The 26,464-nt window shown below is 68.7% G+C and carries 27 protein-coding genes; 14 read left to right on the top strand and 13 right to left on the bottom strand.

Features of this window, described 5'->3' with window-relative positions; all coding sequences use genetic code 11:
* Positions 1-5 precede the first annotated feature (5 nt).
* Positions 6-896, top strand: coding sequence for a lytic transglycosylase domain-containing protein (locus BLT25_RS03405; RefSeq protein WP_091041868.1), 891 nt, complete (start codon positions 6-8; stop codon positions 894-896).
* 116 nt (positions 897-1,012) lie between these two features.
* On the opposite strand, the gene BLT25_RS03400 is transcribed toward BLT25_RS03405, so the two are convergent.
* Both BLT25_RS03400 and BLT25_RS03395 read right to left on the bottom strand, forming a co-directional pair.
* Positions 1,013-1,516 (bottom strand): GNAT family N-acetyltransferase, encoded by a 504-nt coding sequence (locus BLT25_RS03400; RefSeq protein WP_091041867.1) that lies wholly within the window; start codon positions 1,514-1,516, stop codon positions 1,013-1,015.
* 57 nt (positions 1,517-1,573) lie between these two features.
* Positions 1,574-2,602 (bottom strand): zinc-dependent alcohol dehydrogenase family protein, encoded by a 1,029-nt coding sequence (locus BLT25_RS03395; protein WP_091041864.1) that lies wholly within the window; start codon positions 2,600-2,602, stop codon positions 1,574-1,576.
* Positions 2,603-2,739: 137 nt separating this feature from the next.
* Between BLT25_RS03395 and BLT25_RS03390 the strand changes: the two genes are divergently transcribed.
* The 4 genes from BLT25_RS03390 (at position 2,740) to BLT25_RS03375 (ending at position 7,240) form a co-directional block, all read left to right on the top strand.
* Positions 2,740-4,266, top strand: coding sequence for a UDP-N-acetylglucosamine 1-carboxyvinyltransferase (locus BLT25_RS03390; RefSeq protein WP_091041863.1), 1,527 nt, complete (start codon positions 2,740-2,742; stop codon positions 4,264-4,266).
* Positions 4,267-4,438: 172 nt separating this feature from the next.
* Positions 4,439-5,263 (top strand): glycerophosphodiester phosphodiesterase family protein, encoded by an 825-nt coding sequence (locus BLT25_RS03385; protein WP_091042473.1) that lies wholly within the window; start codon positions 4,439-4,441, stop codon positions 5,261-5,263.
* Positions 5,260-6,612, top strand: coding sequence for an MFS transporter (locus BLT25_RS03380; RefSeq protein WP_091041860.1), 1,353 nt, complete (start codon positions 5,260-5,262; stop codon positions 6,610-6,612). The genes BLT25_RS03385 and BLT25_RS03380 overlap by 4 nt, the downstream gene beginning before the upstream one ends.
* Before the next feature lie 241 nt (positions 6,613-6,853).
* Positions 6,854-7,240 (top strand): RNA polymerase-binding protein RbpA, encoded by a 387-nt coding sequence (locus BLT25_RS03375; RefSeq protein WP_008359714.1) that lies wholly within the window; start codon positions 6,854-6,856, stop codon positions 7,238-7,240.
* A gap of 64 nt (positions 7,241-7,304) precedes the next feature.
* On the opposite strand, the gene BLT25_RS03370 is transcribed toward BLT25_RS03375, so the two are convergent.
* From BLT25_RS03370 to BLT25_RS03340, 7 genes are all read right to left on the bottom strand, one after another.
* Positions 7,305-7,781 carry an FxsA family protein gene (locus BLT25_RS03370; protein WP_091041859.1) on the bottom strand — a complete coding sequence of 159 codons (477 nt, stop codon included), beginning with the start codon at positions 7,779-7,781 and terminating at the stop codon, positions 7,305-7,307.
* The gene (locus tag BLT25_RS03365; RefSeq protein WP_176883611.1) at positions 7,778-8,530 is read right to left on the bottom strand and encodes a polyprenol monophosphomannose synthase; all 753 of its coding nucleotides are present in this window, start codon (positions 8,528-8,530) and stop codon (positions 7,778-7,780) included. The genes BLT25_RS03370 and BLT25_RS03365 overlap by 4 nt, the downstream gene beginning before the upstream one ends.
* A 500-nt stretch (positions 8,531-9,030) precedes the next feature.
* Positions 9,031-9,417 carry a 3-aminobutyryl-CoA ammonia lyase gene (locus BLT25_RS03360; RefSeq protein ID WP_091041854.1) on the bottom strand — a complete coding sequence of 129 codons (387 nt, stop codon included), beginning with the start codon at positions 9,415-9,417 and terminating at the stop codon, positions 9,031-9,033.
* Positions 9,414-10,154 carry a lysine 5,6-aminomutase subunit beta gene (locus BLT25_RS03355; RefSeq protein WP_091041852.1) on the bottom strand — a complete coding sequence of 247 codons (741 nt, stop codon included), beginning with the start codon at positions 10,152-10,154 and terminating at the stop codon, positions 9,414-9,416. Before BLT25_RS03355 ends, BLT25_RS03360 begins: the two co-directional genes overlap by 4 nt.
* Positions 10,151-11,704 carry a lysine 5,6-aminomutase subunit alpha gene (locus tag BLT25_RS03350; protein WP_091041849.1) on the bottom strand — a complete coding sequence of 518 codons (1,554 nt, stop codon included), beginning with the start codon at positions 11,702-11,704 and terminating at the stop codon, positions 10,151-10,153. Before BLT25_RS03350 ends, BLT25_RS03355 begins: the two co-directional genes overlap by 4 nt.
* Positions 11,701-13,269 (bottom strand): amidohydrolase, encoded by a 1,569-nt coding sequence (locus BLT25_RS03345; RefSeq protein WP_256328429.1) that lies wholly within the window; start codon positions 13,267-13,269, stop codon positions 11,701-11,703. The genes BLT25_RS03350 and BLT25_RS03345 overlap by 4 nt, the downstream gene beginning before the upstream one ends.
* Positions 13,266-14,312: an L-erythro-3,5-diaminohexanoate dehydrogenase gene (locus BLT25_RS03340; RefSeq protein ID WP_091041846.1), complete on the bottom strand. Its 1,047-nt coding sequence runs from the start codon at positions 14,310-14,312 to the stop codon at positions 13,266-13,268. The genes BLT25_RS03345 and BLT25_RS03340 overlap by 4 nt, the downstream gene beginning before the upstream one ends.
* 110 nt (positions 14,313-14,422) lie before the next feature.
* Here BLT25_RS03340 and BLT25_RS03335 point away from each other — a divergent pair, with 110 nt between their 5' ends.
* Complete coding sequence (locus tag BLT25_RS03335) at positions 14,423-15,802, top strand: KamA family radical SAM protein (protein ID WP_256328428.1); 1,380 nt, start codon at positions 14,423-14,425, stop codon at positions 15,800-15,802.
* Between the two features lie 37 nt (positions 15,803-15,839).
* On the opposite strand, the gene BLT25_RS03330 is transcribed toward BLT25_RS03335, so the two are convergent.
* From BLT25_RS03330 to BLT25_RS03320, 3 genes are all read right to left on the bottom strand, one after another.
* A complete protein-coding gene (locus tag BLT25_RS03330; protein ID WP_091042468.1) occupies positions 15,840-16,283 on the bottom strand; it encodes an Lrp/AsnC family transcriptional regulator in 444 nt (147 codons plus the stop codon).
* Between the two features lie 114 nt (positions 16,284-16,397).
* Positions 16,398-17,099 (bottom strand): cache domain-containing protein, encoded by a 702-nt coding sequence (locus BLT25_RS03325; RefSeq protein WP_091041842.1) that lies wholly within the window; start codon positions 17,097-17,099, stop codon positions 16,398-16,400.
* Complete coding sequence (locus BLT25_RS03320) at positions 17,096-17,836, bottom strand: FadR/GntR family transcriptional regulator (RefSeq protein WP_091041840.1); 741 nt, start codon at positions 17,834-17,836, stop codon at positions 17,096-17,098. Before BLT25_RS03320 ends, BLT25_RS03325 begins: the two co-directional genes overlap by 4 nt.
* 86 nt (positions 17,837-17,922) lie before the next feature.
* Here BLT25_RS03320 and BLT25_RS03315 point away from each other — a divergent pair, with 86 nt between their 5' ends.
* The 8 genes from BLT25_RS03315 (at position 17,923) to BLT25_RS03280 (ending at position 25,597) form a co-directional block, all read left to right on the top strand.
* Positions 17,923-18,993, top strand: a complete 1,071-nt coding sequence (locus BLT25_RS03315) for an ABC transporter ATP-binding protein (protein WP_091041838.1) — start codon at positions 17,923-17,925, stop codon at positions 18,991-18,993.
* A 25-nt stretch (positions 18,994-19,018) separates the two neighbouring features.
* Positions 19,019-20,206 carry an extracellular solute-binding protein gene (locus tag BLT25_RS03310; protein ID WP_091041836.1) on the top strand — a complete coding sequence of 396 codons (1,188 nt, stop codon included), beginning with the start codon at positions 19,019-19,021 and terminating at the stop codon, positions 20,204-20,206.
* Positions 20,203-21,063 (top strand): ABC transporter permease, encoded by an 861-nt coding sequence (locus tag BLT25_RS03305; protein WP_091041834.1) that lies wholly within the window; start codon positions 20,203-20,205, stop codon positions 21,061-21,063. Before BLT25_RS03310 ends, BLT25_RS03305 begins: the two co-directional genes overlap by 4 nt.
* Complete coding sequence (locus BLT25_RS03300) at positions 21,060-21,872, top strand: ABC transporter permease (RefSeq protein WP_091041831.1); 813 nt, start codon at positions 21,060-21,062, stop codon at positions 21,870-21,872. The genes BLT25_RS03305 and BLT25_RS03300 overlap by 4 nt, the downstream gene beginning before the upstream one ends.
* Positions 21,873-21,896: 24 nt before the next feature.
* The gene (locus tag BLT25_RS03295) at positions 21,897-22,805 is read left to right on the top strand and encodes a 5'-3' exonuclease (RefSeq protein WP_091041828.1); all 909 of its coding nucleotides are present in this window, start codon (positions 21,897-21,899) and stop codon (positions 22,803-22,805) included.
* Between the two features lie 101 nt (positions 22,806-22,906).
* Entirely contained in the window at positions 22,907-23,344 is a 438-nt protein-coding gene (locus BLT25_RS03290) for an SsgA family sporulation/cell division regulator (protein ID WP_091041827.1), read from the top strand.
* A 192-nt stretch (positions 23,345-23,536) separates the two neighbouring features.
* On the top strand, positions 23,537-24,901 hold the full coding sequence (locus tag BLT25_RS03285) for an OFA family MFS transporter (RefSeq protein ID WP_256328426.1): 1,365 nt from the start codon (positions 23,537-23,539) through the stop codon (positions 24,899-24,901).
* A gap of 171 nt (positions 24,902-25,072) precedes the next feature.
* Positions 25,073-25,597 carry a GNAT family N-acetyltransferase gene (locus BLT25_RS03280; protein ID WP_256328425.1) on the top strand — a complete coding sequence of 175 codons (525 nt, stop codon included), beginning with the start codon at positions 25,073-25,075 and terminating at the stop codon, positions 25,595-25,597.
* Here BLT25_RS03280 and BLT25_RS03275 read toward each other — a convergent pair.
* Positions 25,594-26,415: an aminotransferase class IV gene (locus BLT25_RS03275; protein ID WP_091041824.1), complete on the bottom strand. Its 822-nt coding sequence runs from the start codon at positions 26,413-26,415 to the stop codon at positions 25,594-25,596. The two genes, BLT25_RS03280 and BLT25_RS03275, sit on opposite strands and share 4 nt — an antisense overlap.
* Positions 26,416-26,464 lie beyond the last annotated feature (49 nt).

Below are 26,464 nucleotides of genomic sequence, written 5' to 3'. Positions count from 1 at the left end.
AACGCGTGCGCACCCGGCTCGTTGCTCTGGCCACCGCCACAGCCCTGGCGCTCGTCGCCGGCTGTGGCGGTGAGCCGTCTTCGGATCCGGCCGGCACGCCGTCGGCGTCCTCGCCCGTCCCGTCGACGCCTGCCCCGTCACCGGAGACGGTCCCGCTCGACGATGCGTCGGTACCGCTGGCAGATCGCCTCACCCAGGCGATGGCGACGGTCGCCGCCGGGAAGCCAGGAGCCGAGGACGTACGTGAGGCCGCGCTGTTCGAGCAGACGACCGCCCGCGACCTCGCCCGCGGGTCGAAGGCGAAGGCTGACGCCGTGCTGAGCGCGCTCGGCCGCGCCGACCGGGCCCAGCTCACGGCGGACATCGCCGCGGCCCGAGAGCTCATGGTCATGACCGACCCTCAGCCCGAGCTCCCGGACTGGCGGATCCTGACACCGCCGATGCCGGACGATCTGCACCCGCTCTACCGCAAGGCGCAGCGGGAGACTGGAACGCCGTGGCAGTACCTCGCGGCCGTCCACCTGGTCGAGACCCGCATGGGCCGCATCCGCGGCACGAGCACCGCGGGTGCCCAGGGCCCGATGCAGTTCCTGCCCTCGACCTTCGCCCAGTACGGCGCAGGCGGCGACATCAACGACCCCGCCGACGCGATCATGGCCGCCGGACGCATGCTCGCCAACAACGGCGCACCCGGCGACATGGCCGGCGCGCTGTGGTCCTACAACCACTCCGACCGCTACGTGGCGGCCGTCAGCGCCTACGCCGAGCAGATGAAGCGGTCCCCCGCTGCGTACGACCTCTACTGGCACTGGCAGGTCCTCTACCGCCACCAGGACGGCACCATGCTCCTGCCCGAGGGCTATCCCGAGGAGAAGCCCGTACGCATCAGCGGTTGAACAGCCGTCACCCCCATCAGCCGAGACGTCAGCTACGTCGGCCGAAGCGTCAGGGCATGACGTCTCGGCCGTCCTAGGTGACGTCTCGGCCGACGCCTGTGACGTCTCGGCTGGGGTCAGTAGGGGCGCTCGACGGCGTACTGGACGAGGCTGACGTCCTCGCCGCGGTAGGTGTCGGAGCCGTGGCGGCCGGTCTCGATGAAGCCGGTCGTGCCGAAGAGCTTCTTGGCGCGAGTGTTGGTCTCGTGCGTCTCGGCCCAGATCCGGGTCAGGTCGAGCACGGAGAAGCCGTAGGTGAGCGCGGTCTTGATGGCCCGCTGGCCGAGGCCACGGCCCCAGCGTGAGCTGGGGCCGATGGCGATACCGAGCTCGCGGGTGTCGGGGGCCAGGCCGTGGATATCGGCGTAGCCGACGACCTCCTCGTCGAGCTCCACCGCGAGCCTGATGAGCTCGGGCGGTGGGGAATCGATCAAGCGGCGCCAGTGGCGGAGGTGACCGTCACGGTCGCGCTCCGGCCAGCCGTTGGCCACCCGGAACTCCTCATCGTGTGCCCAGTCGGCGAAGACGTGTTCGTCGCCCGGTGACAGCGGGCGCAGGCGCATGGTGTCGGTGCGGGGCATCGACCGAGTCTTGCAGATGAGGCGCCCGGCCGATCCCCTGCCCGGGATCAGCGTGGCTCAGTAGGTGAGCTGGACCTTGGTCGCGAGCCGCTCGTCCATGAGGCGGTAGCCCTCCGCGGCCTCCGCGAACGGCAGCGCCTTGTCGAAGACCAGACCGGGGTTGATCGTGCCCTCCAGCGTCAGGCGCAGGAGGTCGGGGAGGTAGCGGCGCACCGGCGCCATCCCACCCTTGAGACCGACGTTGGTGCGGAAGAGCGCGTTGACCGGAAGGTTGACGTCGTGCGGGACGCCGACGAACCCGACGGTCGCCCCCGGGCGGGCCACCTTGGAGGCCGTCTTGAAGGACTGGTCGGTGCCGACGCACTCCAGGACGTAGTCGGCCCCGACGCCGCCGGTGAGCTCGCGTACGGCCGCCTCGCCCTCCTTGCCGCGGGCGGCGACGATGTCGGTGGCGCCGAACTTCTTGGCGATCTCCTGGCGGGCCTCGTGGCGCGACATCGCCACGACCCGCTCGGCGCCGAGCTGAGCAGCAGCCAGCACGCCGCACAGGCCGACCGCGCCGTCACCGACCACGACCGCGGTGCCGCCCTTGGCTCCGGCACCGAGGCCCGACATGACCGCCGCGTGCCAGCCGGTGGCCATCACGTCGGTGAGCGCGAGCAGGTCGGGGTACATCGACGGGTCGGGAGTCTCGTCGAGCTTGACCAGCGAGCCGTCGGCCTGGGTGACCAACGCGTACTCGCTCTGACCGCTGACCGTGAAGCCGAGGTTCACGCAGACCGACTGGACACCGGCCAGGCAGTGCGGGCAGGTGTTGTCGCAGTGGTCGAAGGGGACGATCACGAAGTCGCCGGCCCTGAAGTCGCGTACGTCGGCACCGACCTCCTCGATCACGCCGATGCACTCGTGGCCGATGGTGCGCGGCTCGTCGATGTCACCGTTGGAGCCGCGGTAGTTCCACAGATCGGAGCCGCAGATGCAGGAGCCCACGACCTTGACTATGGCGTCCGTGGGCTTCGTCAGGGCAGGATCGGGTACCTGGGTGAAGCGGATGTCGCCCACCCCATGGATAGTCGTCGCGCGCATGGTGGCATCCTGTCACCCGGCGTACGAGATGTTGCACATGGTGGCCCTTGGAGCCGCAGGCAACAGAGATGAAACGAAACGCCGACACTTCGCGGGGAATCCAGGCTTATCTCATATATGAGTTACGGTGGTGCACCATGACCGACGGATACAAAGGTCGTATCGGGAATCTGATTCGCGATGCGCGCAAGCACAAGGGCCTCACCCAGGCACAGCTCGCCGACCTTCTCAACACCAGTCAGAGCGCGATCAACCGCATCGAGCAGGGGCAACAGAACCTGTCGCTTGAGATGATCGCCCGGGTGGGTGCCGCTCTGGACTCCTCCCTCGTGGACATCGGGGCCGGCCCGACGCACCTGCGCGTCACCGGCCCGACGACACTCTCGGGTGAGATCACGGTCAAGACCTCGAAGAACGCCGGGGTCGCCCTCCTGGTCGGCTCGCTCCTCAACCGGGGCCGTACGACGCTGCGCAAGGTCGCACGCATCGAAGAGGTCAACCGCATCATCGAGGTGCTCAACTCGATCGGCGTGCAGACCCGCTGGCTCAACGACGACAACGACCTCGAGATCGTGCCGCCGAAGGAGCTGCGCCTGGACGCCGTGGACGAGGCCGCCGCGCGCCGTACGCGCTCGGTGATCATGTTCCTCGGCCCGCTGCTGCACCGCCTCGACGTCTTCGAGCTGCCCTACGCCGGCGGCTGCAACCTCGGCACCCGCACCGTCGAGCCGCACCTGTCGGCCCTGCGTCCCTTCGGCCTCGAGGTCAAGGCCACCGACGGCGCCTACCACGCCAGCGTCAACCGGGAGATCCAGCCGGGCCGCCCGATCGTGCTGACCGAGCGTGGCGACACCGTCACCGAGAACGCCCTGATGGCCGCCGCGCTGCACCCGGGCACCACGGTGATCCGCAACGCCTCGTCCAACTACATGGTCCAGGACCTCTGCTTCTACCTGCAGAAGCTGGGTGTCGAGGTCGAGGGCATCGGCACCACCACGCTGCGTGTCACCGGCCGCGAGGTCATCGACGTCGACGTCGACTACGCGCCGAGCGAGGACCCGATCGAGGCGATGTCGCTGCTGACCGCCGCGATCGTGACCGACTCCGAGATCACCATCAAGCGGGTCCCGATCGAGTTCATGGAGATCGAGCTGGCGACGCTGGAGGAGATGGGCTTCAACTACACCCTCTCCGAGGAGTACCTGGCGCTCAACGGTAAGACCCGCCTGGTCGACATCACCACCAAGCACTCGGTCCTGCACGCGCCGCTGGACAAGATCCACCCGCTCCCCTTCCCCGGCCTCAACATCGACAACCTGCCGTTCTTCGCCGCGATCGCGGCGGTGGCGCAGGGTCAGACGCTGCTGCACGACTGGGTCTACGAGAACCGGGCGATCTACCTGACCGAGCTCAACAAGCTCGGCGGCAACGTCACGCTGATGGACCCGCACCGGGTGATGATCGAGGGGCCGACCCACTTCTCCGGCACCGAGATCGTCTGCCCGCCGGCGCTGCGTCCCGCCGTCGTCGTGCTGCTCGCGATGCTCGCCTCGAAGGGCACTTCGGTGCTCCGCTCGACCTACGTCATCGCCCGCGGCTACGAGGATCTCGCCGAGCGGCTCAACCAGCTCGGCGCGAACATCACCGCCTTCCGCGACATCTGAGCCAGGTGCTCGCGTGCGAAGCCGCGAGCACCGTCGGCGAAGAGATCGAGCAGCCCCGCGTCTGCGCCGCGAAGCAAGCAGACGCGACGGGCGTGTCGAGATCTACGCTGTGAGTTCACATGAGCACCAGTGCTCATGTGAAGCAGCCCTCACGGGTGGTTAGATGCTCCCCGTGAGGGAGCAGCAACGACGCGTACGCGCCTATGCGCACCGTGGTGGAGCGCTCCATCCCGACCTGGTCGGGATGGAGAACACCATGGAGGCGTTCCGGCATGCGGTGGAGCTCGGCTACACCCATCTCGAGACCGACGTCCACGTCACCCGCGACGGTGTGCTGCTCGCCTTCCACGACGAGGCGCTCGACCGGGTGACAGACGTCAGCGGGCTGATCGCGGAGATGACGTACGCCGAGGTGAAGGCCGCCCGGATCGGCGGTGTCCACGGGGTGCCGACGCTGGCTGAGCTCTTCGAGGCGTTCCCGGAGGTCACCTTCAACATCGATCTCAAGTCCGACGGCTCGGTCGGCGCGGTGGCCGAGCTGCTCGCCGCGACCGACCACGAGGACAAGGTCATCGTCGGCTCGTTCTCGGTCAGGCGGCTGAAGGCGTTCCGCCGCCTGACCGAGGGGCGGGTGCGAACCTCGGCGCATCCACGTGAGGTGCTCGCCTACCTGCTGGCGCCGACCACCGGGATCGCCAAGCGCCTCGTCGGGTCGCGCTTCGACGCCTTCCAGATCCCGCACCACCAGCATCTCCGTGGCCCGCTCTCGATCCGGGTCGCGTCGCGCGGTTTCGTCCGCCGCGCCCACAAGGCCGGCAAGGAGGTCCACGTCTGGACCGTCGACGATCCGGCTGAGATGGAGCGTTTGCTCGATCGCGACGTCGACGGGCTGATGACCGACCGAACCGACGTCCTGAAAGCGTTCCTGGAAGAGCGTGGCCTGTGGGAGGCTGCTCCGACCGGAGCGAGACCGAACGATGAGGAGCCCGAGAAGTGACCACATCAGCCGGGATCGGCGACTTCACGCCGGTCGAGCGGGCGCGGGAGCAGAAGGGCTGGTTCTTCACCGACTGGGCCGTCTCCGCCTTCCAGACGACGGTGGCCGGTGTCCTGTTCGCGCCCTACCTGATCGAGATCGCGAAGGCCGCCGCCGTCGACAACCGCATCGACGTGCTCGGGCTCTCGATTGCGCCCGGCGCGCTGCCGTCGTTCGTGATCACGTTCTCGACGATCCTGTCGGCGATCATCTACCCGCTGGTCGGCGCGATCGCCGACCGCACCTCGCGCAAGCCGGACCTGATGGCCGGGTTCGCCTGGGCCGGCGCGCTCTGCGCGGCGCTGTTGTTCTTCATGACCGGGGACAACTGGTGGTTCGGCTCGATCATGTTCATCATCGCCAACCTGTGCGCGGGTGCGGCGGTGGTGGTCAGCGACTCGATCCTTCCGCTGATCTCGACCGAGGACGAGCGCGACCGGGTCTCCTCGATCGGCTGGGCCTACGGGTACGCCGGTGGTGGGCTCCTGCTCGCCGTCAACTTCCTCCTGGTCACCTTCGCCGATCCCCTCGGGCTCGGGACGGCGCTGGCGGTGCGGATCTCGATGCTCTCGGCCGGGCTGTGGTGGGCGGGGTTCATCATCATCCCGTGGCGCCGGATCCGCCGGCGCGAGCCCGCCGACGTCGAGGACGTCTCCGGCGGTGTCGTGGCGCGCTCCTTCGGCCAGCTGTTCGTGACGCTGCGCGAGCTGCCGCAGTATCCGGTCGCGCTGACCTTCCTGCTGGCGTACCTCTTCTTCAACGACGGCATCCAGACGGTGATCAGCTCGGCGTCGATCTACGGGGTCGAGGAGCTCGGGTTCGAGACCGGCACGATGCTCGGCATCTATCTGCTGGTGCAGTTCGTGGCGGTCGGCGGGGCGGTCTTCTTCGGCCGGCTGGCCAAGAGCTTCGGCGCCAAGCGGGTGATCCTCGGCGGTCTGGGCGGCTGGATGGTCATCGTCGTCGCGGCCTACTTCGTACCGGAGCAGACCCTGGTGCCGCTCCTGGTCGTCGCGGTCGGGATCGGATTGGTCATGGGCGGCACCCAGGCGCTGGCCCGGTCCTACTTCTCGCTGTTCATCCCGGCAGGCAAGGAGGCGGAGTACTTCAGCCTCTACCACGCCATGGACCGCGGCACCTCCTGGATGGGCACCCTGGTCTTCGGACTCGTCTACCAGCTCACCGACTCCTACCGGCCGGCGATCCTGGCACTGATCGCGTTCTTCGTCGTCGGTGGCGGCCTGCTGGCACTGGTGAACACCGCGAAGGGCATCGAGCAGGCGGGCAACCGAGCGCCTCAGCGCGTGTGAGAGCGTGCTCAGCGGCTGGCGGTTTCGAGACATCGGCCGCTCAGGACTTTCTCAGGGAGATTCGCAGGTCAGGCGGGTCCTGTGTCGAACAACACGGCGACGATCTCTACATTTCACGGAATCATCACCTCCTCTGTACCGTTGACGATGTGAAGAGGCCAGACGGCCTGCGTCATGAGTCCGCAGACCGCCTCGCTCTTCAGCTCATTCAACGGGGGACGATCGACTCAGGAGGTGCTTCATGGCCGAGCGCACGTTGCGCGGCGCCCGACTGGGCGGACAAAGTTTTGAGGACGAACGCGGGATCGAGTTCGCGGGTCGTCAGCAGGTGGCGTACCGCTGCCCGCAGGGTCACGACTTCGAGATCACGATGTCGGACGAGGCCGAGGTTCCGGCCATCTGGGAGTGCCCGCGCTGCGGCATGGAGGCTCTCAACCTCTCCGGCGCCAAGCCGGAGGAGAAGGCCGAGAAGCCGGCGCGTACGCACTGGGACATGCTCCTGGAGCGGCGCTCGGAGAAGGAGCTCGAGGACATCCTCAAGGAGCGCCTCGACCTGCTTCGTGGTGGCGAGATCGGCCCGGCTCACCTGCACCGCAAGGGACCGGGGAAGAAGAAGGCGAACGCCTGACTTCTGACACAGCCAGATACGCCGACGGCGGCCTTCCATCACGGAGGGCCGCCGTCGGCGTATCTCAGGCCTTGTCCCTGTCGATGACCTCGCCGGTGACGATGTCATCGTTACGGGGCCGGGCTCCGGGCCCGAACGTGGAGGGCATCGTCGCGGTGACCAGGCGCTTCTGCACGATGGTGGCCAGGATGCGGCGGAAGAACGGCCGGGTGAACGGCAGGATCAGCACGATGCCGAAGATGTCGGTCACGAAACCGGGGCTGAGCATCATCGCGCCACCGAGCAGGATCAGCGCGCCGTCGGCGATCTCGTTGGACGGTAGCTTGCCGGTGGACAGCGCCGTCGACAGCGCGGACCAGGCACGGGAGCCTTCGCGGCGCATCAGCCAGGCACCGAAGATCGAGTCGGCGATCAGCAGCAGGATCGTCCACCACACGCCGATGACCTGGCCGACCTGGATGAGCACGAACAGCTCGGCCAGCGGCATCACCAGGAACAGAAGCACCAGCACCCAGGAGAACCGGCGGCGTCGCGTGGTCATCGACGGCCTCCCGCGAGACGGTCCAGGCCGAAGCGGCGCAGCAGGCGGAGCAGCTGGTCGCGGCGTTCGGCCAGGCCCCAGCGGGTCACCCGGCGCATCGACTCGGCGGCGACCCCGGGGCTCATCTTCGACTCGCCCCGGACCCGCTCGATGAACTGGATCGGGACCTCCTTGACGGTGAGGCCGGCCCGCAGCGTACGCGTCACCATCTCGGTCTGGAAGACATAGCCGGTCGACTCGACGCTGTTCAGCTGCAGCTTCTCCAGCGTCGTACGCCGGAAGAGGCGGTAGCCCGCGGTGGCGTCGTGGACGCCGATGCCGAGCAGGAGCCGGACGTAGAAGTTGCCGCCGACCGAGAGCAGGCGCCGCGACATCGGCCAGTTGACCACCGAGCCGCCGCGAATCCAGCGAGCGCCGATCACCAGGTCGGCAGAGGTGAGCGCCTCCAGCAGCAGGTGGAGCTCCTCGGGCTGGTGCGAGCCGTCGGCGTCCATCTCCCCCACGACGTCGTAGCCCTGCTCCAGGGCCCATCCGAACCCGTGCAGGTAGGCAGCCCCCAGCCCGGCCTTCTCGGTGCGGTGCAGCACGTGGATCTGGTCGTCGTTGTCGGCCAGCTCGTTGGCGATCGTGCCGGTGCCGTCGGGTGAGCCGTCGTCGACGACCAGGACATCGAGACGTGGCTGCGCCTTGCGTAGCCGCCCGACGATCCAGGCGAGGTTGTCCGCCTCGTTGTAGGTCGGGATGACCATCACCGCCCGACCGATCTCGGTCCAGGGAGGAAGCTGCTCGTTCGTCACGTACGCCGGCCTTGTCAAGGAATGGGGGTGGAGATCACAGGATATCCGGCCGTTGGTCACATGCTCGAATGCCAATCAGCAGAGTCGCGGGAGCACCAAGACGATCTTCGGGCCGTTCCGATCCCTGCTGGAGGCAAGGGGACGATCGTTGTCTAAGGGCGCCTCGGCCCTCCCGCGTTGCCCTCGCGGCCGTTGACCGCGCCCACGAAAACGTGTCGAAGGCATGCCTGGCTCGACACCCCCCGACCCGATTCGTCGAGCGCCGGTCCGCCGGCCGCAACTCTGCATGGGCGAACGCTGCCACCATCACCCGATGACTCTGCGGAAGTCAACACGGCCCTGACCTGCGGAAACAGATGTTTTCGCAGGTCAGCCACAGCCTGTCGGGCGCGAGAAAGTGAAGAATTCGCGAGGATCCTCGGCGTGTCGTCTTCACGTACTCGTTACGGCACTCAGGGAACGACGACAGTACCTCGCGCGGAGGTCGCGAGCAGCGGCTCCCCCAGTACCTCAGCAGCCCCTGGACGAGCCTCGGTCGCGGCTCCTCGGGCCACGACGTGCACCGCAAACGCCATCACCCGCGACCGGGTCCCGGCCTTGATCAGCTCGCAGGTGATCTCCAGGACGTCGCCGGCACGCACGGGTGCCTTGAACTGCACGTCGTCGTAGGAGGCGAACAGACCTTCGTCACCGTCGGTGAGGATGCACATCTCGGTCGCGACGTCGCCGAAGAGACCGAGGCTGTAGGCCCCGTCGACCAGGTTCCCGGCGTAGTGGGCGTGCGAGTAGGGGACGTAGCGGCGGTGGACGACCTTCGTACCGATCTCCGGTGACGTCATGCGGCGGGCTCCTTCGAGGTGGTGCGGTGGACGAGGTAGGAGGCGACCTCGGCGGGGGTGGTGCCGCGGCCGAAGATGCGGTCGACGCCGAGCTCGGTGGTCATCGACTCGTCGAATCGTGGACCACCGGCGACCAGGAGCGGCCGCTCCCCCGCCGGATAGGCCTCGCGGAACGCCGCCGACATCTCCCGGGTGTTGAGCAGGTGCGCGTCGCGCTGGGTGACGACCTGGGAGACGAGAACGGCGTCGGCACCTCGGGTGACGGCGGCCTCGACAAGGGAGGGCACCGAGACCTGGGCGCCGAGGTTCACGACCTCGATCTCCTTGTAGTACTCCAGGCCCTTCTCCCCCGCGAAGCCCTTGATGTTGAGGATCGCGTCGATCCCGACCGTGTGGGCGTCGGTGCCGATGCAGGCGCCGACGACGACCATCGGACGCCGCAGCGTCTCCTTGATCACCGCGTTGGCCTCCTTCGGCGTCAGCAGCGGGAAGTCACGCTCGACGACCTGCACCTTGTCGGTGTCGACGAGGTGGTTCACCTGTCCGTAGACGACGAAGAAGGTGAAGTCGTCGCCCATCGGCTTGGAGTGGACGACCATCGCCGGCTCCATGCCCATCTTGTTGGCCAGCTGCAGCGCGGCGCCGTCGGCGACCTTGCTGTGCTTGATCGGCAGCGTGAAGGAGACCTGCACCATCCCGTCGCCCGTGGTGTCGCCGTACGGCCTGATGATGCTCACTTTCCCTCCAGGATGTCGCTAGCCGGGTTGTAGTAGGCCGAGGACTTCTCGGCCACGCCCTCGAGGCCCTTGCCGGCGTCGGCGGGGCGCTTCATCAGGCCGAAGGTGCCGTCCGCGATCGCGTCGAGCAGCCCGTTGGGCTCGTCGATGATCTTCCCGAGCAGGTCGATCGACTCCCCCAGGACCTCGCGGGCCCGGTTGGCGATGAACCCGTCGGGAGCCGGGTGGAAGTCCTCGCCGAGGCGCCCGGCCGCATCCATCACGTACCGGACGTTCTGCAGGGCCAGGTCGCGGTCGGAGAGCCAGGGGGTCACGACCGCCTCGGTCATCATCCCGACCAGCAGGATGCCCTGGTCGGTCATCGCGCCCGCCAGGTTGAAGAACCCGTCGAGCAGGTAGCCCTTGAAGATGTCGCCGGTCATGTGCCGGGTCGGGGGCATCCACTTCAGCGGGGCGTCGGGGAAGATCGTCTTCGCCAGCAGCGCGTGGGCGAGCTCGAGGCGGAACGAGTCCGGCACGTCGGGGTTGATCTCGAAGGCGTGGCCCAGACCCAGCTGCCAGTCCTCGAGGCCGGCCTCCTTGGCGAAGTACTCGTTGAGCAGCTGGCTCGTGGTGACGGTGTGCGCCGCCTCCACCGCGTCAGCGGTGGTGAGGTAGTTGTCCTCGCCGGTGTTGATGATGATCCCCGCCCGCGCGTGGATCTGGCGCGAGAGCCGTTGGTCGACGAACGTACGCACCGGGTTGATGTCGCGGAACAGGATCCCGTACATCGAGTCGTTGAGCATCATGTCGAGACGCTCCATGCCCGCCAGCGCCGCGATCTCGGGCATGCACAGCCCGCTCGCGTAGTTGGTGAGCCGGACGTAGCGGCCGAGCTCACGGCTGGTCTCGTCGAGGGCCGCGCGCATCAGCCGGAAGTTCTCCTGAGTCGCGTACGTCCCGGCGAACCCCTCTCGGGTGGCGCCCTCGGGCACGTAGTCGAGGAGCGACTGGCCGGTTGAGCGGATGACCGCGATGATGTCGGCGCCCTCGCGCGCGGCCGCCTGCGCCTGCGGGATGTCCTCGTAGATGTCGCCGGTGGCCACGATCAGGTAGATCCACGGCTTGCGGGGCGCGTCGCCGATCTCGGCGATCATCCGCTCGCGCGCCACCCGGCTGGCGTCGAGCCGGGCGATGCCGACCCCGACCGCCTCTCGGGCGTGCTTCGCGGCCAGCTCGGCCTCGGCGCCCTCGGGCAGGCGGAACGTCACCTGGCCGGCGGCGGCCTCCTCGGCGAGGCGCGAGAGGTCGTTGCCATAGCTGGCCAGCGCCTGCCAGACCGGCAGCGCGACCCCGTGTTCCAGCCCGATGTCGGCGCGCACCGCGTCGACCAGGCGGTTGACCCACGGGGTGCCGTCCGGGTCGGCACCGGCGAGCCCGGCCAGCCGTAGCGTGGCCCGCTCGACGGCGACGGTGGTGTGCTTGGTGGCCATCTCGACGATCGGGTCGCCGACCTTCGCGGCCAGCGCGCGGGCCTGGGCGATCGTGCGTGGGTCCAGATCCAGTCTCACCGGACACCCTCCTTCTCGGATCGGTCCTTCTCGAATACGGTCCTGCCGTCGACGACGGTCTGCAGGCAGGCAGTGGTGACGTCGGCGACGTCGGGTGCGGTCAGGTCGGGGAACGCGGTGCGGTCCCACACGGCGTACGTCGCCCGCTGGCCGACGGCGAGCGTGCCGGTGTCGTCGATGCCGGCCGCGTACCAGCCGCCGGCGGTGTGGGCCGCGAACGCCTCGGCCGGGGTGATGCCCTGGCCGGGCGTGCGGTGGTGAACGGCCGCGTGGACGGCGGCCCACGGGTCCAGCGGCGTGACCGGCGAGTCGGAGCCGAAGGCGAGGCGTACGCCGGCGTCGAGCAGGGTCCGGAACGGGTTCATCTCCTGCCAGCGCTCCCCCAGCCGGGCGGCGTACATCCGGTCGGGGCCGCCCCACAGACCGTCGAACATCGGCTGCACGCTCGCGATCACGCCCAGGTCGGCGAAGGTCTCGATCGCGGCCGGCGAGGGCAGCTCGCAGTGCTCGAGCCGGTGGCGACGGGCTCTCACCACCTCGCGGCCGAGCGTTCGGGCGGCGAGCCGGAACGCCCGGGCGATGTTGTCGATCGCCTGGTCGCCGATGCAGTGGAAGCCGGCCTGTACGCCGCGCCGGGTGCAGCCGATGATGTGCTCGGCCATCTGCTCCGGGGCGAGGTAGGCGTGGCCACGGTGGCCGGCCAGGTCGGCGTAGTCGCTGGTCATGGCCGCGCTTCGGGACCCGATCGAGCCGTCCGCGCTGAGGTCGCCGGCGAGGCCGGAGAGGTCGTCGAGTCGGTCCAGGTCGTCGAAGCCGAGGTGGGCGCCCCAGTAGTAGGTGCCGTGCAGGCCGATCGCCGCGGCTTCGGACTGGACGGCCGTCAGGTCCGACTCGGGGCCGATGTCGGGCCCCGCGTTGTCGTGGAAGGCACCGATGCCCAGGGCGGCCATGCTCTGCAACGCCGCACGAGCACCACGCTCGGCGTCGCCGGCGGGTGTGAGGTCGGTCAGCAGCGGCAGCAGCGCACGCAACGCCTCCCGCTCCACTCGTCCGTCCGGCGTCCAGCCCACGAGCCCGGTGATCCCGGGCACCTCGGTCATCAGTGCACTGGACACCACAGCGGAGTGGCCGTCGATGCGGTTGAGATAGACCTTGCGCCCGCCCGAGGCGCGGTCGAGCTCGGCTGCGGTCGGCAGGGTCGGGTCGGGCCAGAGCGACTCGTCCCAGCCCTGGGCGATGACCAGGGCGTCGGGGGTCAGGCCCGTGACGTAGGTGGCGAGCTTCTCGAGCACCGCATCCCGGCTGGGCGCGCCGACGAGGTCGAGGCCGAGGATCTGCTCACCGGTCTCGACAACGTGGACATGGCTGTCGACGAAGGCCGGCGTGATCAGCCGCCCGTCGAGGTCGACCACCTCGTCGGGACTCGCGAAACCAGCTCTCATGAACACAGTGGGGTCGGTGCCGGTCCAGACGATGCGCCCGTCCTCGACGGCCATCGCCGAGGCCGGTCCGCCCGTGGCCAGGCCGGTGTGGATCACACCGTTGCGCAGCAGGATGCGGGTCACGGCGCCAGTCTGCCCTCGAAGAGCGTCCGGACGCCCGGGTTCGCCCGGAGAAGATCCAGGGCGTACGCGGCATGCCCGGGGACGTACCCGTTGCCGACGAGCATCGTGACGTCGGCGGCCAGACCCTCGGCGCCGAGCGCGGCGGCGGAGAAGGAGGTCGCCATCGAGAAGAAGACGACCGTGCCCCGGTCGGCGGTGGCCAGAATGGCGCCGCCCTCGCAGCCTGGCACGTCCACGCACACCACGGTGACGTCGGCGGGGCCGCCGGCCTTGGCGACCGCGTCACGCAGCGCCACCGGGTTGCGGGCGTCGGCCACCACGACCTCGTCGGCGAGGTCCGCCTCACGAAGTCGCGACGCCTCGGCCTCTGTCGGGACGATGCCGATCAGGTGGCCGGCACCCGCGTCGCGGGCCGCGGCCAGCGAGAGCGAGCCGGACTTGCCGCCGCCACCGATCACGGCGACCACTCCACCGGTGTAGCGCTCGGCGACGACCCGCCGGGTCAGCGCCGGTGCGCCGCACACGTCCATCACCGACAGCGCGAGCTCGGGAGCGAGGTCGTCGGGAAGAACCGCGGCGATCGAGCGGCCGAACAGGATGGCGTAGCCGTCGCACGGCACCTGCTCGTCCTCGCCGGTCCAACGCGCGAGGCCGTCCTCGATCACCAACGGCGTCAGGGTCAGCGACACCAGCGTCGCGACCTTGTCCCCGACCTTCAGCCCCAGAGGCGACTCGGCGCCGACCTCCTCGACGACACCGACGAGCATGCCGCCCGACCCGGTCACCGGGTTCTGCATCTTGCCGCGATCGGCGACGATGTCGAGAACCTCGCGGCGTACGGCCACTCCGTCGCCGTCGTGTGCGGACTCCAGCTGCCGGAACGAGGCGGCGTCCAGGTTCAGCCGCTCCACCCGGATCCGCACCTCGTCGGGCCACAACGTCTTTCGTGTCTCGAGTCTGCGGGCTGCCTGGGGCAGCGGCAACGAGCCGTTCACCGGCTCGTCGAGCACCCGGTGCAGGCCTGTCGGGTCAGAAGTGGTCATCGTCGTACGCCTCCTTGCGTGCATCTCACGCCGGACCCTACCAGCGGCTGATGGAAGAATTGCGGCCTAGGCTTGCAACCACCGGAGGATCTCCCGCTATGGTGGAGAACATGACGGCAACCATCGAGCCCACGACCCGAGACGGACAGCCCTACGCCTACCAGCGCGTCGAGCTGGTCGAGCCCGACTGGACCCGGTTCCCGGGGTGGGCCGACGTGACCGAGGAGCAGTGGCGCGACGTGCAGTGGCAGCGGGTCAACTGCATCAAGAACGTCCGCCAGATGCGCGCCCTGATGGGCGATCTTCTCGACGAGCGTTTCTACGCCGACCTCGAGCGCGACATGGCGGAGCGGGCGACGATGTCGATGCTGGTGCCGCCCCAGATGGTCAACACGATGGTCCCCTCCGGCGCCTCGGCGGGCGAGGAGTTCACCGCCGCTTTCTACGCCGACCCGATCCGTCACTATATGATCCCGGTCTTCTCCGACCGCCGCACCGACTGGCCCTCACACCCGCAGGCGAGCCGCGACTCGCTGCACGAGCACGACATGTGGGTCGCCGAGGGGCTGACCCACCGTTACCCGACCAAGGTGCTCGCCGAGCTGCTCTCCACCTGCCCGCAGTACTGCGGCCACTGCACCCGGATGGACCTGGTCGGGAACTCGACCCCGGTCATCGACAAGCTCAAGCTCACCGGCAAGCCGGTCGACCGCCACGAGGCGATGCTCGAATACCTTCGCAACACCCCGCAGGTGCGCGACGTGGTGGTCTCCGGCGGCGACGTCGCCAACCTGCCCTGGCCGCGGCTGGAGGACTTCCTCACCAAGCTGATGGCGATCGACAACATCCGCGACATCCGGCTGGCAACCAAGGGCCTGATCGGTCTCCCCCAGCACTGGCTCCAGGAGCCGCTCCTGGAGGGGATGAACCGGGTGACGACCATCGCCCGCGAGCGCGGTGTCTCCCTGGCGATCCACACCCACGCCAACCACGCCAACTCGGTCACTCCCCTGGTCGCCGAGGCGTCCAAGGCGCTGCTGGCGGCCGGCGTGCGCGACGTACGCAACCAGGGAGTGCTGCTCGCCGGCGTCAACGCCGACAGCCACAGCCTGCTCGACCTGAGCTTCCGCCTGCTCGACGGCGCGCAGATCATGCCCTACTACTTCTACATGTGCGACATGATCCCGTTCAGCGAGCACTGGCGGGTCTCGGTCGCCGAGGCCCAGCGGATGCAGCACGACATCATGGGTTATCTGCCCGGGTTCGCCACTCCGCGCATCGTCTGCGACGTACCTTTCGTCGGCAAGCGCTGGGTCCACCAGATCGCCGACTACGACACCGAGCGCGGCATCTCCTACTGGACCAAGAACTACCGCACCTCGATCGAGGCGTCGGACTCCGAGGCGCTGACCAGGACCTACGAGTACTACGACCCGATCCACACCCTGCCCGAGTCGGGCCAGGAGTGGTGGCGTACGCACGGGGAGTGACCCCGAGCGACTGGGACCCGGCGCTGGTCGCCGGGTCTCAGTGCGTCATGGTCGGGCGGTGCTCGTAGTAGGTGTACATCGCGATCGTGGTGCGCGTGGACACGTTGGCGACCGAGCGGATCCGGCCGAGCAGCTCCTCGAGCGCCTCGGGCGTGGCGACGCGCACCTTGAGCATGTAGGACTCGACGCCTGCGATCGACCAGCAGGCCTCGACCTCGTTGAGGTCGGCGACGCGCTCGGGGCAGTCGTCGGGCTGTGAGGGGTCCATCGGCTGCACCGCGACGAACGCGGTCAGCGGCACGCCGATCGCCGCGTAGTTGACGGTGGCGCCGTAGCCGGTGATGAGGCCACGCTGCTCGAGCCGCTTGACGCGCTGGTGCACCGCGGAGGTCGACAGGCCGGTCGCCTTGCCCAGGTCTGTGTAGGACATCCGGCCGTCCTCCGCAAGAAGCTGGAGGATTTTACGGTCCGTGGCCTCGATCTCAGGTGCAGTCACGGCGACAGCGTACCCACAACAGCAATATCTCCGCCGCAACGTCCACGAAACTAGTTGACGTCGAAAGATTTCCGGCCACGCCGTCGGGACGGGAGAGCCTCAGGAGGGCCAGCCGGCGAGTGTCATCTGCTCGCCAGGACCGTCCGCGGAGCGCCGGACCACCGACAGCAGCCGCCCGGCACGGGCCTCGGCGGGGACGTCGTTCAGTGCCTCGCCGGTGGCCAGGTGCGGGTCGGCGGAGACGACGACCCGGCCGTGCGAGTTGACCAACGTCGCGCCGACCTCGCGCAGGCCGGGCAGCAACATCGTCTCCAGGGTCTCGACCGAGCTGTCGGCGCCCGCGACGCCGACCATCCGGCCGCCCGCGTAGACCGGCAGCGTGGTCGTCAGGACGTACTCGTCGGCGCAGATGAAGTCGACGTAGGGGCCGGCGACGTAGAGCTCGCCGGTGCGCTCCGGCACCCGGAACCACGGCTGACGCGTGTAGTCGATGGCCTCCCCCGTCGCCGGCACCTCGGCCTCGCCGAGAAAGTCCCGGCCCGGGCCCTGCCACCAGGCCAGATAGAGCCGCCGGTCGGCGAGCGCGTCCGGTGCGACGACGAACCCGCCGCCCAGGAGGTTCGGGTCCTGGAGAAAGGCCAGCGTCCCCGTCTCGACCTGCGCGATCAGCGCGTCCGAGGTTACCGGTCCCGCGGCGAAGAGGGCACCGACCTCGGCGCGCACCCGCTCGAGCTCGGCGAGGATGGAACCGAAGTGCTGCTCGATCCGGGCAGCACAGGCGGCCGACACATCGATGTTCATGGTCGTACCACCTCATGGATCTCGGTCAGACGTTCAACGGCGTGGGTCACGTGGTCGCGTACGCTCCCCCGCGCCGCGGCGACATCTCCCCCCTCCAGCGCGGCGACGAGCGCCCGGTGCCGCGCAGCGGAGGCGTGACGGAAGTCCGACTCGCTCAGCGGCACTCGCAGCAACGTACCGAAGTCGGCCTCCTGTCGCACCACCTCCCGGGTGAGCCGCGCCGACTGGGTCAGCGCCGCCACGGAGAGATAGAGCTCGCTCTCGGCGTCGCGCCACCGGCCGACGTCGTCCCCATCAAGCGGGATCAGCAGGTCCTGGAGGTCCTCGACCTCGTCGGGGGCCGCTCGTTCGGCCGCGAGCTCGGCACAGCCGGTCAGCACCACCTGATAGAGACTGGCCCGGTCGCGCAGCTCCACGCGCGACATGGTCGCCAGCCGCCCCTTCACGACGTCGCCGGGATCGGGAGCGCGCACGAAGGAGCCACCCCCACGTCCACGGGTCGTCACCACCAGGCCCTGTGCCCGCAGGGAGACCAGGGCCTCCCGGGCGGTCACCGTCGCCACGCCCAGCATCTGGGCGAGCTCGAGCTCGCTCGGGAGCCGGTCACCGTCGGCGAGCACGCCCGAGCGGATCGCCTCCGCCAGACGGTTCTCGACACGTACGGCTCTGCCTTCGTCGCCGATCGGCGCGAAGATCGCCGACCGGGCGCGCGAGGTCGTCGCACGGGCGTTGGCCACGATCGGGCTCCTCCTTCGAGTGGGTTTACAAAGAACTTACGGAGATACCCTTTAAAATCTAAGATCTGGTTCCATATGATTCAACAATGGGACCGACCGAATCTCCGCAGATCCAGCTCGAAGCCGTGACCAAGGCCTACGGCGACGTGATGGCTGTCGACGCCCTCGACCTGACCATCGGCGATGGTGAGTTCTTCTCGATGCTCGGACCGTCCGGCTCCGGGAAGACGACGGTGCTGCGCCTGATCGCCGGATTCGAGCACGCCGACTCCGGCACCATCCGCCTCGGCAGCGAGGACGTCACCGCCCTGGCGCCCTTCGACCGCGATGTCACCACCGTCTTCCAGGACTACGCCCTCTTCCCGCACTTCAACGTGCTCGAGAACGTGGCGTACGGCCTGCGCGTGCGTGGCGTTCCGAAGGCCGAGCGCAGCTCCCGGGCACGCGAGGCCCTGGAGATGGTGCGCCTGGGGCACGTCGCGAACCGGAAGCCGACCGAGCTCTCCGGTGGGCAGCGGCAGCGGGTGGCGCTCGCCCGCGCCATCGTCGTACGTCCTCGGGTGCTCCTCCTCGACGAGCCGCTCGGCGCGCTCGACCTCAAGCTCCGCGAGCAGATGCAGGTCGAGCTCAAGCAGATCCAGCGCGAGCTGGGGATCACCTTCGTCTTCGTCACCCACGACCAGGAGGAGGCGCTCACCCTCAGCGACCGGATCGCGGTCTTCGACAGCGGCCAGATCGTGCAGCTGGGCACGCCGAAGGAGATCTACGAGCGGCCCACCTCGCAATACGTCGCCGACTTCGTCGGCACCTCGAACGTCTTCGACGAGCAGGCGTCGAAGCGAATGCTGAAGATGGACGGCGCGTTCGCGCTGCGGCCCGAGAAGATCCTGCTGTCGAAGGAGGCCGCGGGCGCCCCGGTCGGCGCGATGACCGCCGCCGGGGTGATCACCGAGTCCATCTACATCGGCACCGGGCATCGGGTCCACATCGAGCTCGAGGACGGCACCAGGCTGGTCGCCCTCGAGCAGAGCCGTGGCTCGCTGCACCCCGATGCCGCCGAACCGGAGTCTCGGGGCGACCGCGTGGTCGCCTCCTGGTCGCCGGGCGACCTGGTCCCCCTGGGCACCGATTCGTCCCGTGCCGTGCAACACCGATGAGCCAACGAAACCAGAGAGGTTGACCATGCGAAACATCCCAACCACAAGCGCCGCCAGGCGCACCATCGGCGGCGCTCTCGCGGCCCTGTCCCTGATCACGCTCAGCGCCTGCGGCGGTGACGACGGCGACTCCTCGACCGGAGCGGTCGAGGAGCTCGGCGAGAACGAGGGCGAGGTCTCGATCCTGGCCTGGCCCGGCTACGTCGAGGACGGCTCGACCGACCCCGAGGTCGACTGGGTCTCCAGCTTCGAGGAGGAGACCGGCTGTCAGGTCACCTCGAAGGTCTACGGCACCTCCGACGAGGCCTTCAACCTGACCAAGTCGGGCGAGTACGACGTCGTGGCCGCCTCCGGCGACCTCACCCTGCGCATGGTCGCGGCGGGCGAGGCGGCCGAGGTCAACACCGACCTGATCCCGAACTACGAGGGCATCTACGACTTCCTCAAGGACCGCGAGTGGAACACCGTGGACGGCAAGAACTACGGCATCCCGCACGGCTACGGCGCCAACCTGCTGATGTACAACACCGAGGACGTCACCCCGGCCCCGACCTCGTGGAAGGCGGTCTTCGAGGACGGGCCCCAGCACAAGGGCCAGGTCACCGCGTACGACTCGCCGATCTACATCGCCGACGCCGCGGTCTACCTGATGGCGCACCAGCCCGACCTGGGCATCGAGAACCCCTACTCCCTCGACGAGAAGCAGCTCGCCGCGGCCGTCGACCTGCTCAAGTCGCAGCGGGCCTCGGTCGGTGAGTACTGGTCCGACTACACCAAGACGCAGGCCTCCTTCGAGACCGGCGACACCGTGGTCGGCACCACCTGGCAGGTGATCGCCAACCTGATCGACCCGAAGAAGGCCAAGGTCGAGGCGATCCTCCCGTCCGAGGGCGCGACCGGGTGGAACGACACCTGGATGATCTCCTCGAACGCGAAGTCGCCCAACTGCGCCTACGCCTGGCTCAACCACATCGCCGACCCGGAGATCAACGCCCAGGCGACGGAGTACTTCGGTGAGGCCCCCAACTCGGACAAGGCCTGCGAGTTCGCCTCCGAGGGTCACTGCGAGACCTACCACGCCGGCGATGAGGAGTACGCCGAGCAGATCTGGTTCTGGAACACGCCGATCGAGAAGTGCCTGGACGGCCGGACCGACGTGAAGTGCACCGACTACCAGGACTGGACCAAGGCCTGGGCAGAGATCAAGGGGTGACCTTGAGCTCTGTCAGCAGCACGCTCAGCAGGAGGCCGGGGATCCGCCTCGGCCTCCTGCTGGCCGCACCCCTCACCTGGCTGGTGCTCGTCTACGTCGTCGCCCTCGCCGCGTTGCTGGTGACGGCCTTCTGGACGATCGACTCCTTCACCAACGAGCTCGAGCGCACCTTCACCCTCGACAACATCCGCGAGATCACCGGTCAGGCGCTCTACCGGACCGTCACCCTGCGCACCATCGGGGTGGCTCTCCTGGTGACGCTCATCGACTGCCTGATCGCGCTCCCGGTCGGCTTCTACATGGCCAAGGTCGCCTCGCGGCGCTCTCGCCATCTGCTGGTGATCGCGTTCCTGATGCCGCTGTGGGCGTCCTACCTCGTCAAGGCGCTCGCCTGGCGCTCGCTGCTGTCCAACGGCGGGCTGCTGGACTGGGCCGGCGGCCTGTTCGGTCTCGGCACACCGGGATTCGGGCTCACCGCGATCGTGCTCACCCAGGCGTACATCTGGCTTCCGTACGTCATCCTGCCGGTCTACGCGGCCTACGAACGTGTCCCGGACTCGCTGCTCGACGCCGCCGGCGACCTCGGCGCCCGGCCGGCGCTGACGTTCCGCACGGTGGTGCTGCCGCTCGTGGTCCCGGGCCTGGTCGCGGGCTCGATCTTCGCGTTCTCGCTGACCATGGGCGACTACATCACGGTCAACATCGTCGGCGGCGCGAACCAGATGCTCGGCAACCTCGTCTACATCAACTCGGGGTCCAACCTGCCGCTGGCCGCCGCGATCGCACTGATCCCGATCTTCGTGATCATGATCTACCTGGCGCTGGTCCGCCGTACCGGAGCTCTGGAGAACCTATGACCATCTCGAGATCGACCCGGCGCCTGCTGGCCGTGATCACCGCTCTGGTGCTCGCCATGCTCTACGCACCACTTGCCCTGGTCGTGGTGAACTCGTTCAACACCTCCCAGGCGCTGACCTGGCCGCCCAGCGGCTTCACCACCCAGTGGTGGCAGCGCGCGGCGGTCAACCCGGGAGCCCACGACGCGATCCTCACCTCGCTGACCGTGGCCGCGTGCGCGACCGTGATGGCTCTCGCCCTCGGCACCCTGCTCGGCCTGGCGATGCAGCGCTACGCCTTCTTCGGGAAGGAGACGGTCAACCTGCTGGTCGTGCTCCCGATCGCCCTGCCCGGCATCGTCACCGGGATCGCGCTGTCCAACGCGTTCTCCTCGATCCTCGGCGTACGTCTGGGGTTCTTCACGCTCGTGGTGGCCCACGCGACGTTCTGCATCGTGACCGTCTTCAACAACGTGCAGGCGCGGTTGCGGCGGATGGGCGGCAACCTCGAGGAGGCCTCCGCCGACCTGGGCGCGAGGATGTGGACCACCTTCCGGCTGATCACGCTCCCCCAGCTGCGCTCGGCGCTGCTGGCCGGCGGGCTGCTGGCGTTCGCGCTCAGCTTCGACGAGATCATCGTGACGACCTTCGCCGCCGGCCCGGGTGTCACCACGCTGCCGGTCTGGATCCTGACCAACCTGTTCCGGCCCGGTCAGGCGCCGATCGTCAACGTGGTCGCGGTCGTCATGATCGTCGTCTCGGTCGCGCCGATCTGGCTCGCCCAGCGACTTTCGTCCGACCCGACCGACACGACGAGGGCGATTCACTAGGCTTCACTCGTGGCCGAACCTCGAATGCTCCTGCTGGACACCGCCTCGCTCTACTTCCGCGCCTTCTTCGGCGTGCCCGACATCCGAGCCGAGGACGGCACTCCGGTCAACGCCGTGCGCGGCCTGCTGGAGTTCATCACCCGGCTCGTCAACGACTACTCCCCCACCGACCTGGTGTGCTGCTGGGACAACGACTGGCGACCGCAGTGGCGCGTCGACCTGATCCCCTCCTACAAGGCGCACCGGGTGGTGGAGGAGGTCGAGACCGCTCCCGACGTCGAGGAGGTCCCGGACCCGCTGCAGGTACAGGTGCCGATCATCCGCGAGGTGCTGGCCGCGGCCGGGATCCGTGTCATCGGAGCCGACGGCTACGAGGCCGACGACGTGATCGGCACCCTCGCGACCCGCGCGGGGATGCCGGTCGACGTCGTCACCGGCGACCGCGACCTGTTCCAGCTGGTCGACGACGCTGCCGGCGTACGCATCCTCTACCCGACCCGGGGCGTGAGCGACCCGGATCTGGTCGACGAGAAGTGGGTGCTCGCCAAGTACGGGATCAGCGCCGCGCAGTACGCCGACTTCGCAACGATGCGTGGCGACACCTCCGACGGGCTGCCGGGGGTGAAGGGCGTCGGCGAGAAGACCGCCGCCAAGCTCCTCGAGCAGTTCGGAGACCTGGAGGGGATCATCGCCGCGGTCGCCGACCCGAGCACCCCGATCACCAAGGCGCAACGGCAGAAGTTCATCGACGCGGCCCCGTATCTGGCGGTCGCACCGAAGGTCGTGGCGGTCGCCCGGGACCTCCCGCTGGACCGCAGCGGCACCGCTCTGCCTGGCGCTCCGGCCGACCCGGCACGCCTGCACGAGCTGGCCGCGACCTACAACCTCGCTTCCCCCGTCGCCCGCCTGGAAGCCGCGCTCGCGCGGGTGTGATCGGGGTCTCCACAACTTCGTTCAGAAAGTTTGTAGAAACAGCATCAGACTCCGCGTACCGCTCCGTCTCCTTGGCAAGACCACGAACAAGGAGCGGACGAATGAGCGACATCAAGCACCCGGCAGTGCAGCAAGACATCAAGATCTCCTGCCTCGACCCGTGGGGCCGGACCGTGGAGGTGCCGACGACCCTCGGCTACCGCGAGAACGACCCGTACGCAGTGAGCCTGACCTTCCACTCCAGCACCGGTGACGTCGAGTGGGTCGTGTCCCGCACGCTGATGCTGCAGGGCCTGGCCGCCCCCGCCGGCGAGGGTGACGTGAAGATCTACCCCAGCATCGACGAGGACGCCAAGGCCGTCGCGGTCTTCGACTTCAGCTCCCCCGACGGCCGCCTGATCGCGACCGCCGACTCGCGCGAGGTGCAGATGTTCCTCGGCAAGTCCTTCTCGGCCGTTCCGGTCGGCTCCGAGAGCCAGCACATGGATCTCGACGGGTTGATCGCGGACCTGCTGGGCTCGTCCTTCGACGCAGAGTAGGCACTCCGTCCGCCTGCTCATTCGTCTGCGAACCCTCCCGTCCCGGATTCCCGGGACGGGAGGGTTCGTGCTTTTGCTGGCCGGAAGCGATCCCTCGCCGTTTCCACGTCAACTGTGGTAGTGATGTGCGTCACCCGCATGCACCCCTCGGAGGTCACAGTGCTGCCAGCTTTCCTTTCTCGCGAGCGAACGGTGGCCGGTCCCGGCTACAGTCGCTGGCTCATCCCGCCCGCCGCCCTCGCCGTCCATCTCTGCATCGGCCAGGTGTACGCCACCAGCGTCTACAAGACCGCCCTGGTCGAGCACTTCGACACCAGCCAGACCGCGATCGGGGTGATCTTCTCGATCGCGATCGTGATGCTCGGCCTCTCGGCCGCGGTGATGGGCACCTGGGTCGACCGCAACGGACCGAGGGCCGCGATGACCGCGGCCGCGATCTTCTGGTCGTCCGGCTTCTTCATCGGCGCGCTCGGCATCGGCACCGGCCAGCTGTGGCTGGTCTACCTCGGCTACGGCGTCATCGGCGGCATCGGACTCGGGATCGGCTACATCTCCCCCGTCTCCACGCTCATCAAATGGTTCCCGGACCGGCCGGGTCTGGCCACCGGCATGGCGATCATGGGCTTCGGCGGCGGCGCGATGATCGCCAGCCCGCTGAGCGGTCGGCTGCTGGAGCTCTACGACCCGTCCTACACCGGTGACGCCAGCACCGTGCCCGACGGCCACGCGGTGATGATGCTCTTCGTGACCCTCGGCGTGGTCTATCTGGTCTTCATGTCCTTCGGTGCGGCCACCGTCCGCGTTCCACCGGAGGGCTGGACGCCGGCGGGCTGGGATCCGGCCAGCGTGATGCAGAAGAAGCTCGTCACCACGGCCAGCGTCTCGGCCAACAACGCGATCAGGACCCGGTCGTTCTGGCTGGTGTGGATCGTCCTCTTCTGCAACGTCACCGCAGGCATCGGCATCCTCGAGCAGGCGGCCCCGATGATCCAGGACTTCTTCCGCACCGACGGAGTCTCCACGGTCAGCGCGGTCGCGGCCGGCGGCTTCGTCGGTCTGCTCTCGATCGCCAACATGAGCGGCCGGTTCATCTGGTCCTCGACCTCCGATGTCATCGGCCGCAAGCCGATCTACATGATGTATCTCGGGGTCGGACTGGTGCTCTATCTCCTGCTGGCGACCGTCGGGGACACCTCGATGGCGCTGTTCGTGCTGCTCGCCGTCGTGATCCTGTCCTTCTACGGAGGCGGCTTCGCGACCGTCCCCGCCTACCTGCGCGACCTCTTCGGCACCTTCCAGGTCGGCGCCATCCATGGCCGGCTGCTGACCGCCTGGTCGGCCGCCGGCATCGCTGGACCGCTCATCATCAACGCCTTCCTCGACGCGCAGGGTGAACCAGGCACGCTCACCGCGGCCGCCTACCAGCCGGCGCTGCTGACCATGGTCGGCGTCCTCGCGGTCGGCTTCATCGCCAACCTCCTGGTCCACCAGGTCCCCGACCGGTTCCACGAACCGACGTCCGCCGACTCCACCGAGACCGAGAGGAGCGCAGCATGAAAGCCAGGATCGCAGGTGCCTGGGCCCTGGTCGGGATCCCGCTGGCCTACGGCGTCATCGAGACGCTGCGCCGTGCGGCACAGCTCTTCACGGGCTGACGCTTCTCGTCGGCCGGCGTTGTACGCGCTCGAAAAGGCGTACGAAGCGTCGTCGAGACGCTGCTAGCGTCCCATGACCATGAACACGACCCGGGTGGCCGAGCCGGACGACCTTCCGTTGCTGAGCAGGATCGAGGCGGCCGGGGACGCGATGTTCGTCGACCACTTCGGGCACGACCCGGGCTGGCCACCACCGACGGAAGGAGCGGTACGTGCCATCGAGCCGGGGTTCCTGCTGGTGGCGGTGCACGGCGCAGACGTGGTCGGCTTCGCGCACGTTCTCGAGCTCGACGGACACATGCACCTGGAGCAGCTGGCGGTCGATCCGGTGTTCCAGGGGTGCGGGCACGGGCGAGCCCTGGTGGAGGCGGCGATGGGGCGAGCCGCGGCCACCGGGGCACGCAGGATGACGCTCATGACCTACGCCGACGTGCCCTGGAACGCGCCGTTGTACCGCCATCTCGGGTTCGTCGAGACCGAGCCGACCGAGCCGTACGAACATCGGCTCGTCGAGACCGAACGGCAGCTCGGCCTGGATCAGGAGGGGCGGCGGGTGCTCATGGAGATCGAGCTGAGCGGGGTGCCTTCGGAGGTCTAGAGGCCGAGCAGGCTCGGCTCGTTCGTACGCCACGCCTCCTGCGCCGCCCGGGTGACCGGGCCGTGCGGGAGCGTGCGCGTGCCCCACTCGGTCACCGCCTGAACATCACGCAGGCTGGAGGTCAGGAAGACCTCCGTGGCGTACTCCTCGACCTCGGCCAGCGGCTCGTCGGTCTCCTCCGCGCCGAACCACTCCAGCACCAGGGCACGGGTGATCCCGGCCAGCGGGCCGCTGGAGAGCGTCGGGGTCTTGAGCGTGCCGTCGAGCACGTAGAAGACGTTGCTGCCGGTGCCCTCGCACAGGTCGCCCACGGTGTTGGCGAAGATCGCCTCGCTGGCCCCGTGCTTGCGGGCCTCGGCGAGACCGATGACGTTCTCGGCGTACGACGTCGTCTTCAGGCCGGTGGTCGCGCCGTGCTCGTTGCGGCGCCACGGCACGCTGACGACCTTCGTCTCGGCCGGGTTGGGGGCCGCGTCCTCGAGGCCGATGATGATCGTCGGCGCGACCTCCACGCGGCCGGACCCGAACGGCGCCGGTCCGCCCGTGACGGTGATCCGAAGACGCCCGTACGCCGTCGGGGCCGCGCCCAGCACGGCCTCGACGCCCTTGGTGACGAGCCCGCGGTCGAGGGCGGGCAGACCGAGGCCGGTTGCCGACCGCTCCAGGCGGTCGAGGTGGAGGGCGAGCGCGAACGGCTGGTCCTCGATCACCTTGAGCGTCTCGAAGACGCCGTCGCCGACCACCAGACCGTGGTCCTTGATGGAGACCGCCGGGGCGGCCGGGTTGTCGAGAAGCTGACCATCGATCCACGCGCGCATGCGGCAACTCTAAAACGTCCCTGGTCAGAGGGCGGAATACGCGCCGGTG

Source organism: Nocardioides sp. YR527, from assembly GCF_900101045.1.
Classification (GTDB): domain Bacteria; phylum Actinomycetota; class Actinomycetes; order Propionibacteriales; family Nocardioidaceae; genus Nocardioides.
Note: the sequence above shows the minus strand (reverse complement) of the source record. Positions and strands in the feature narration are given on the sequence as shown.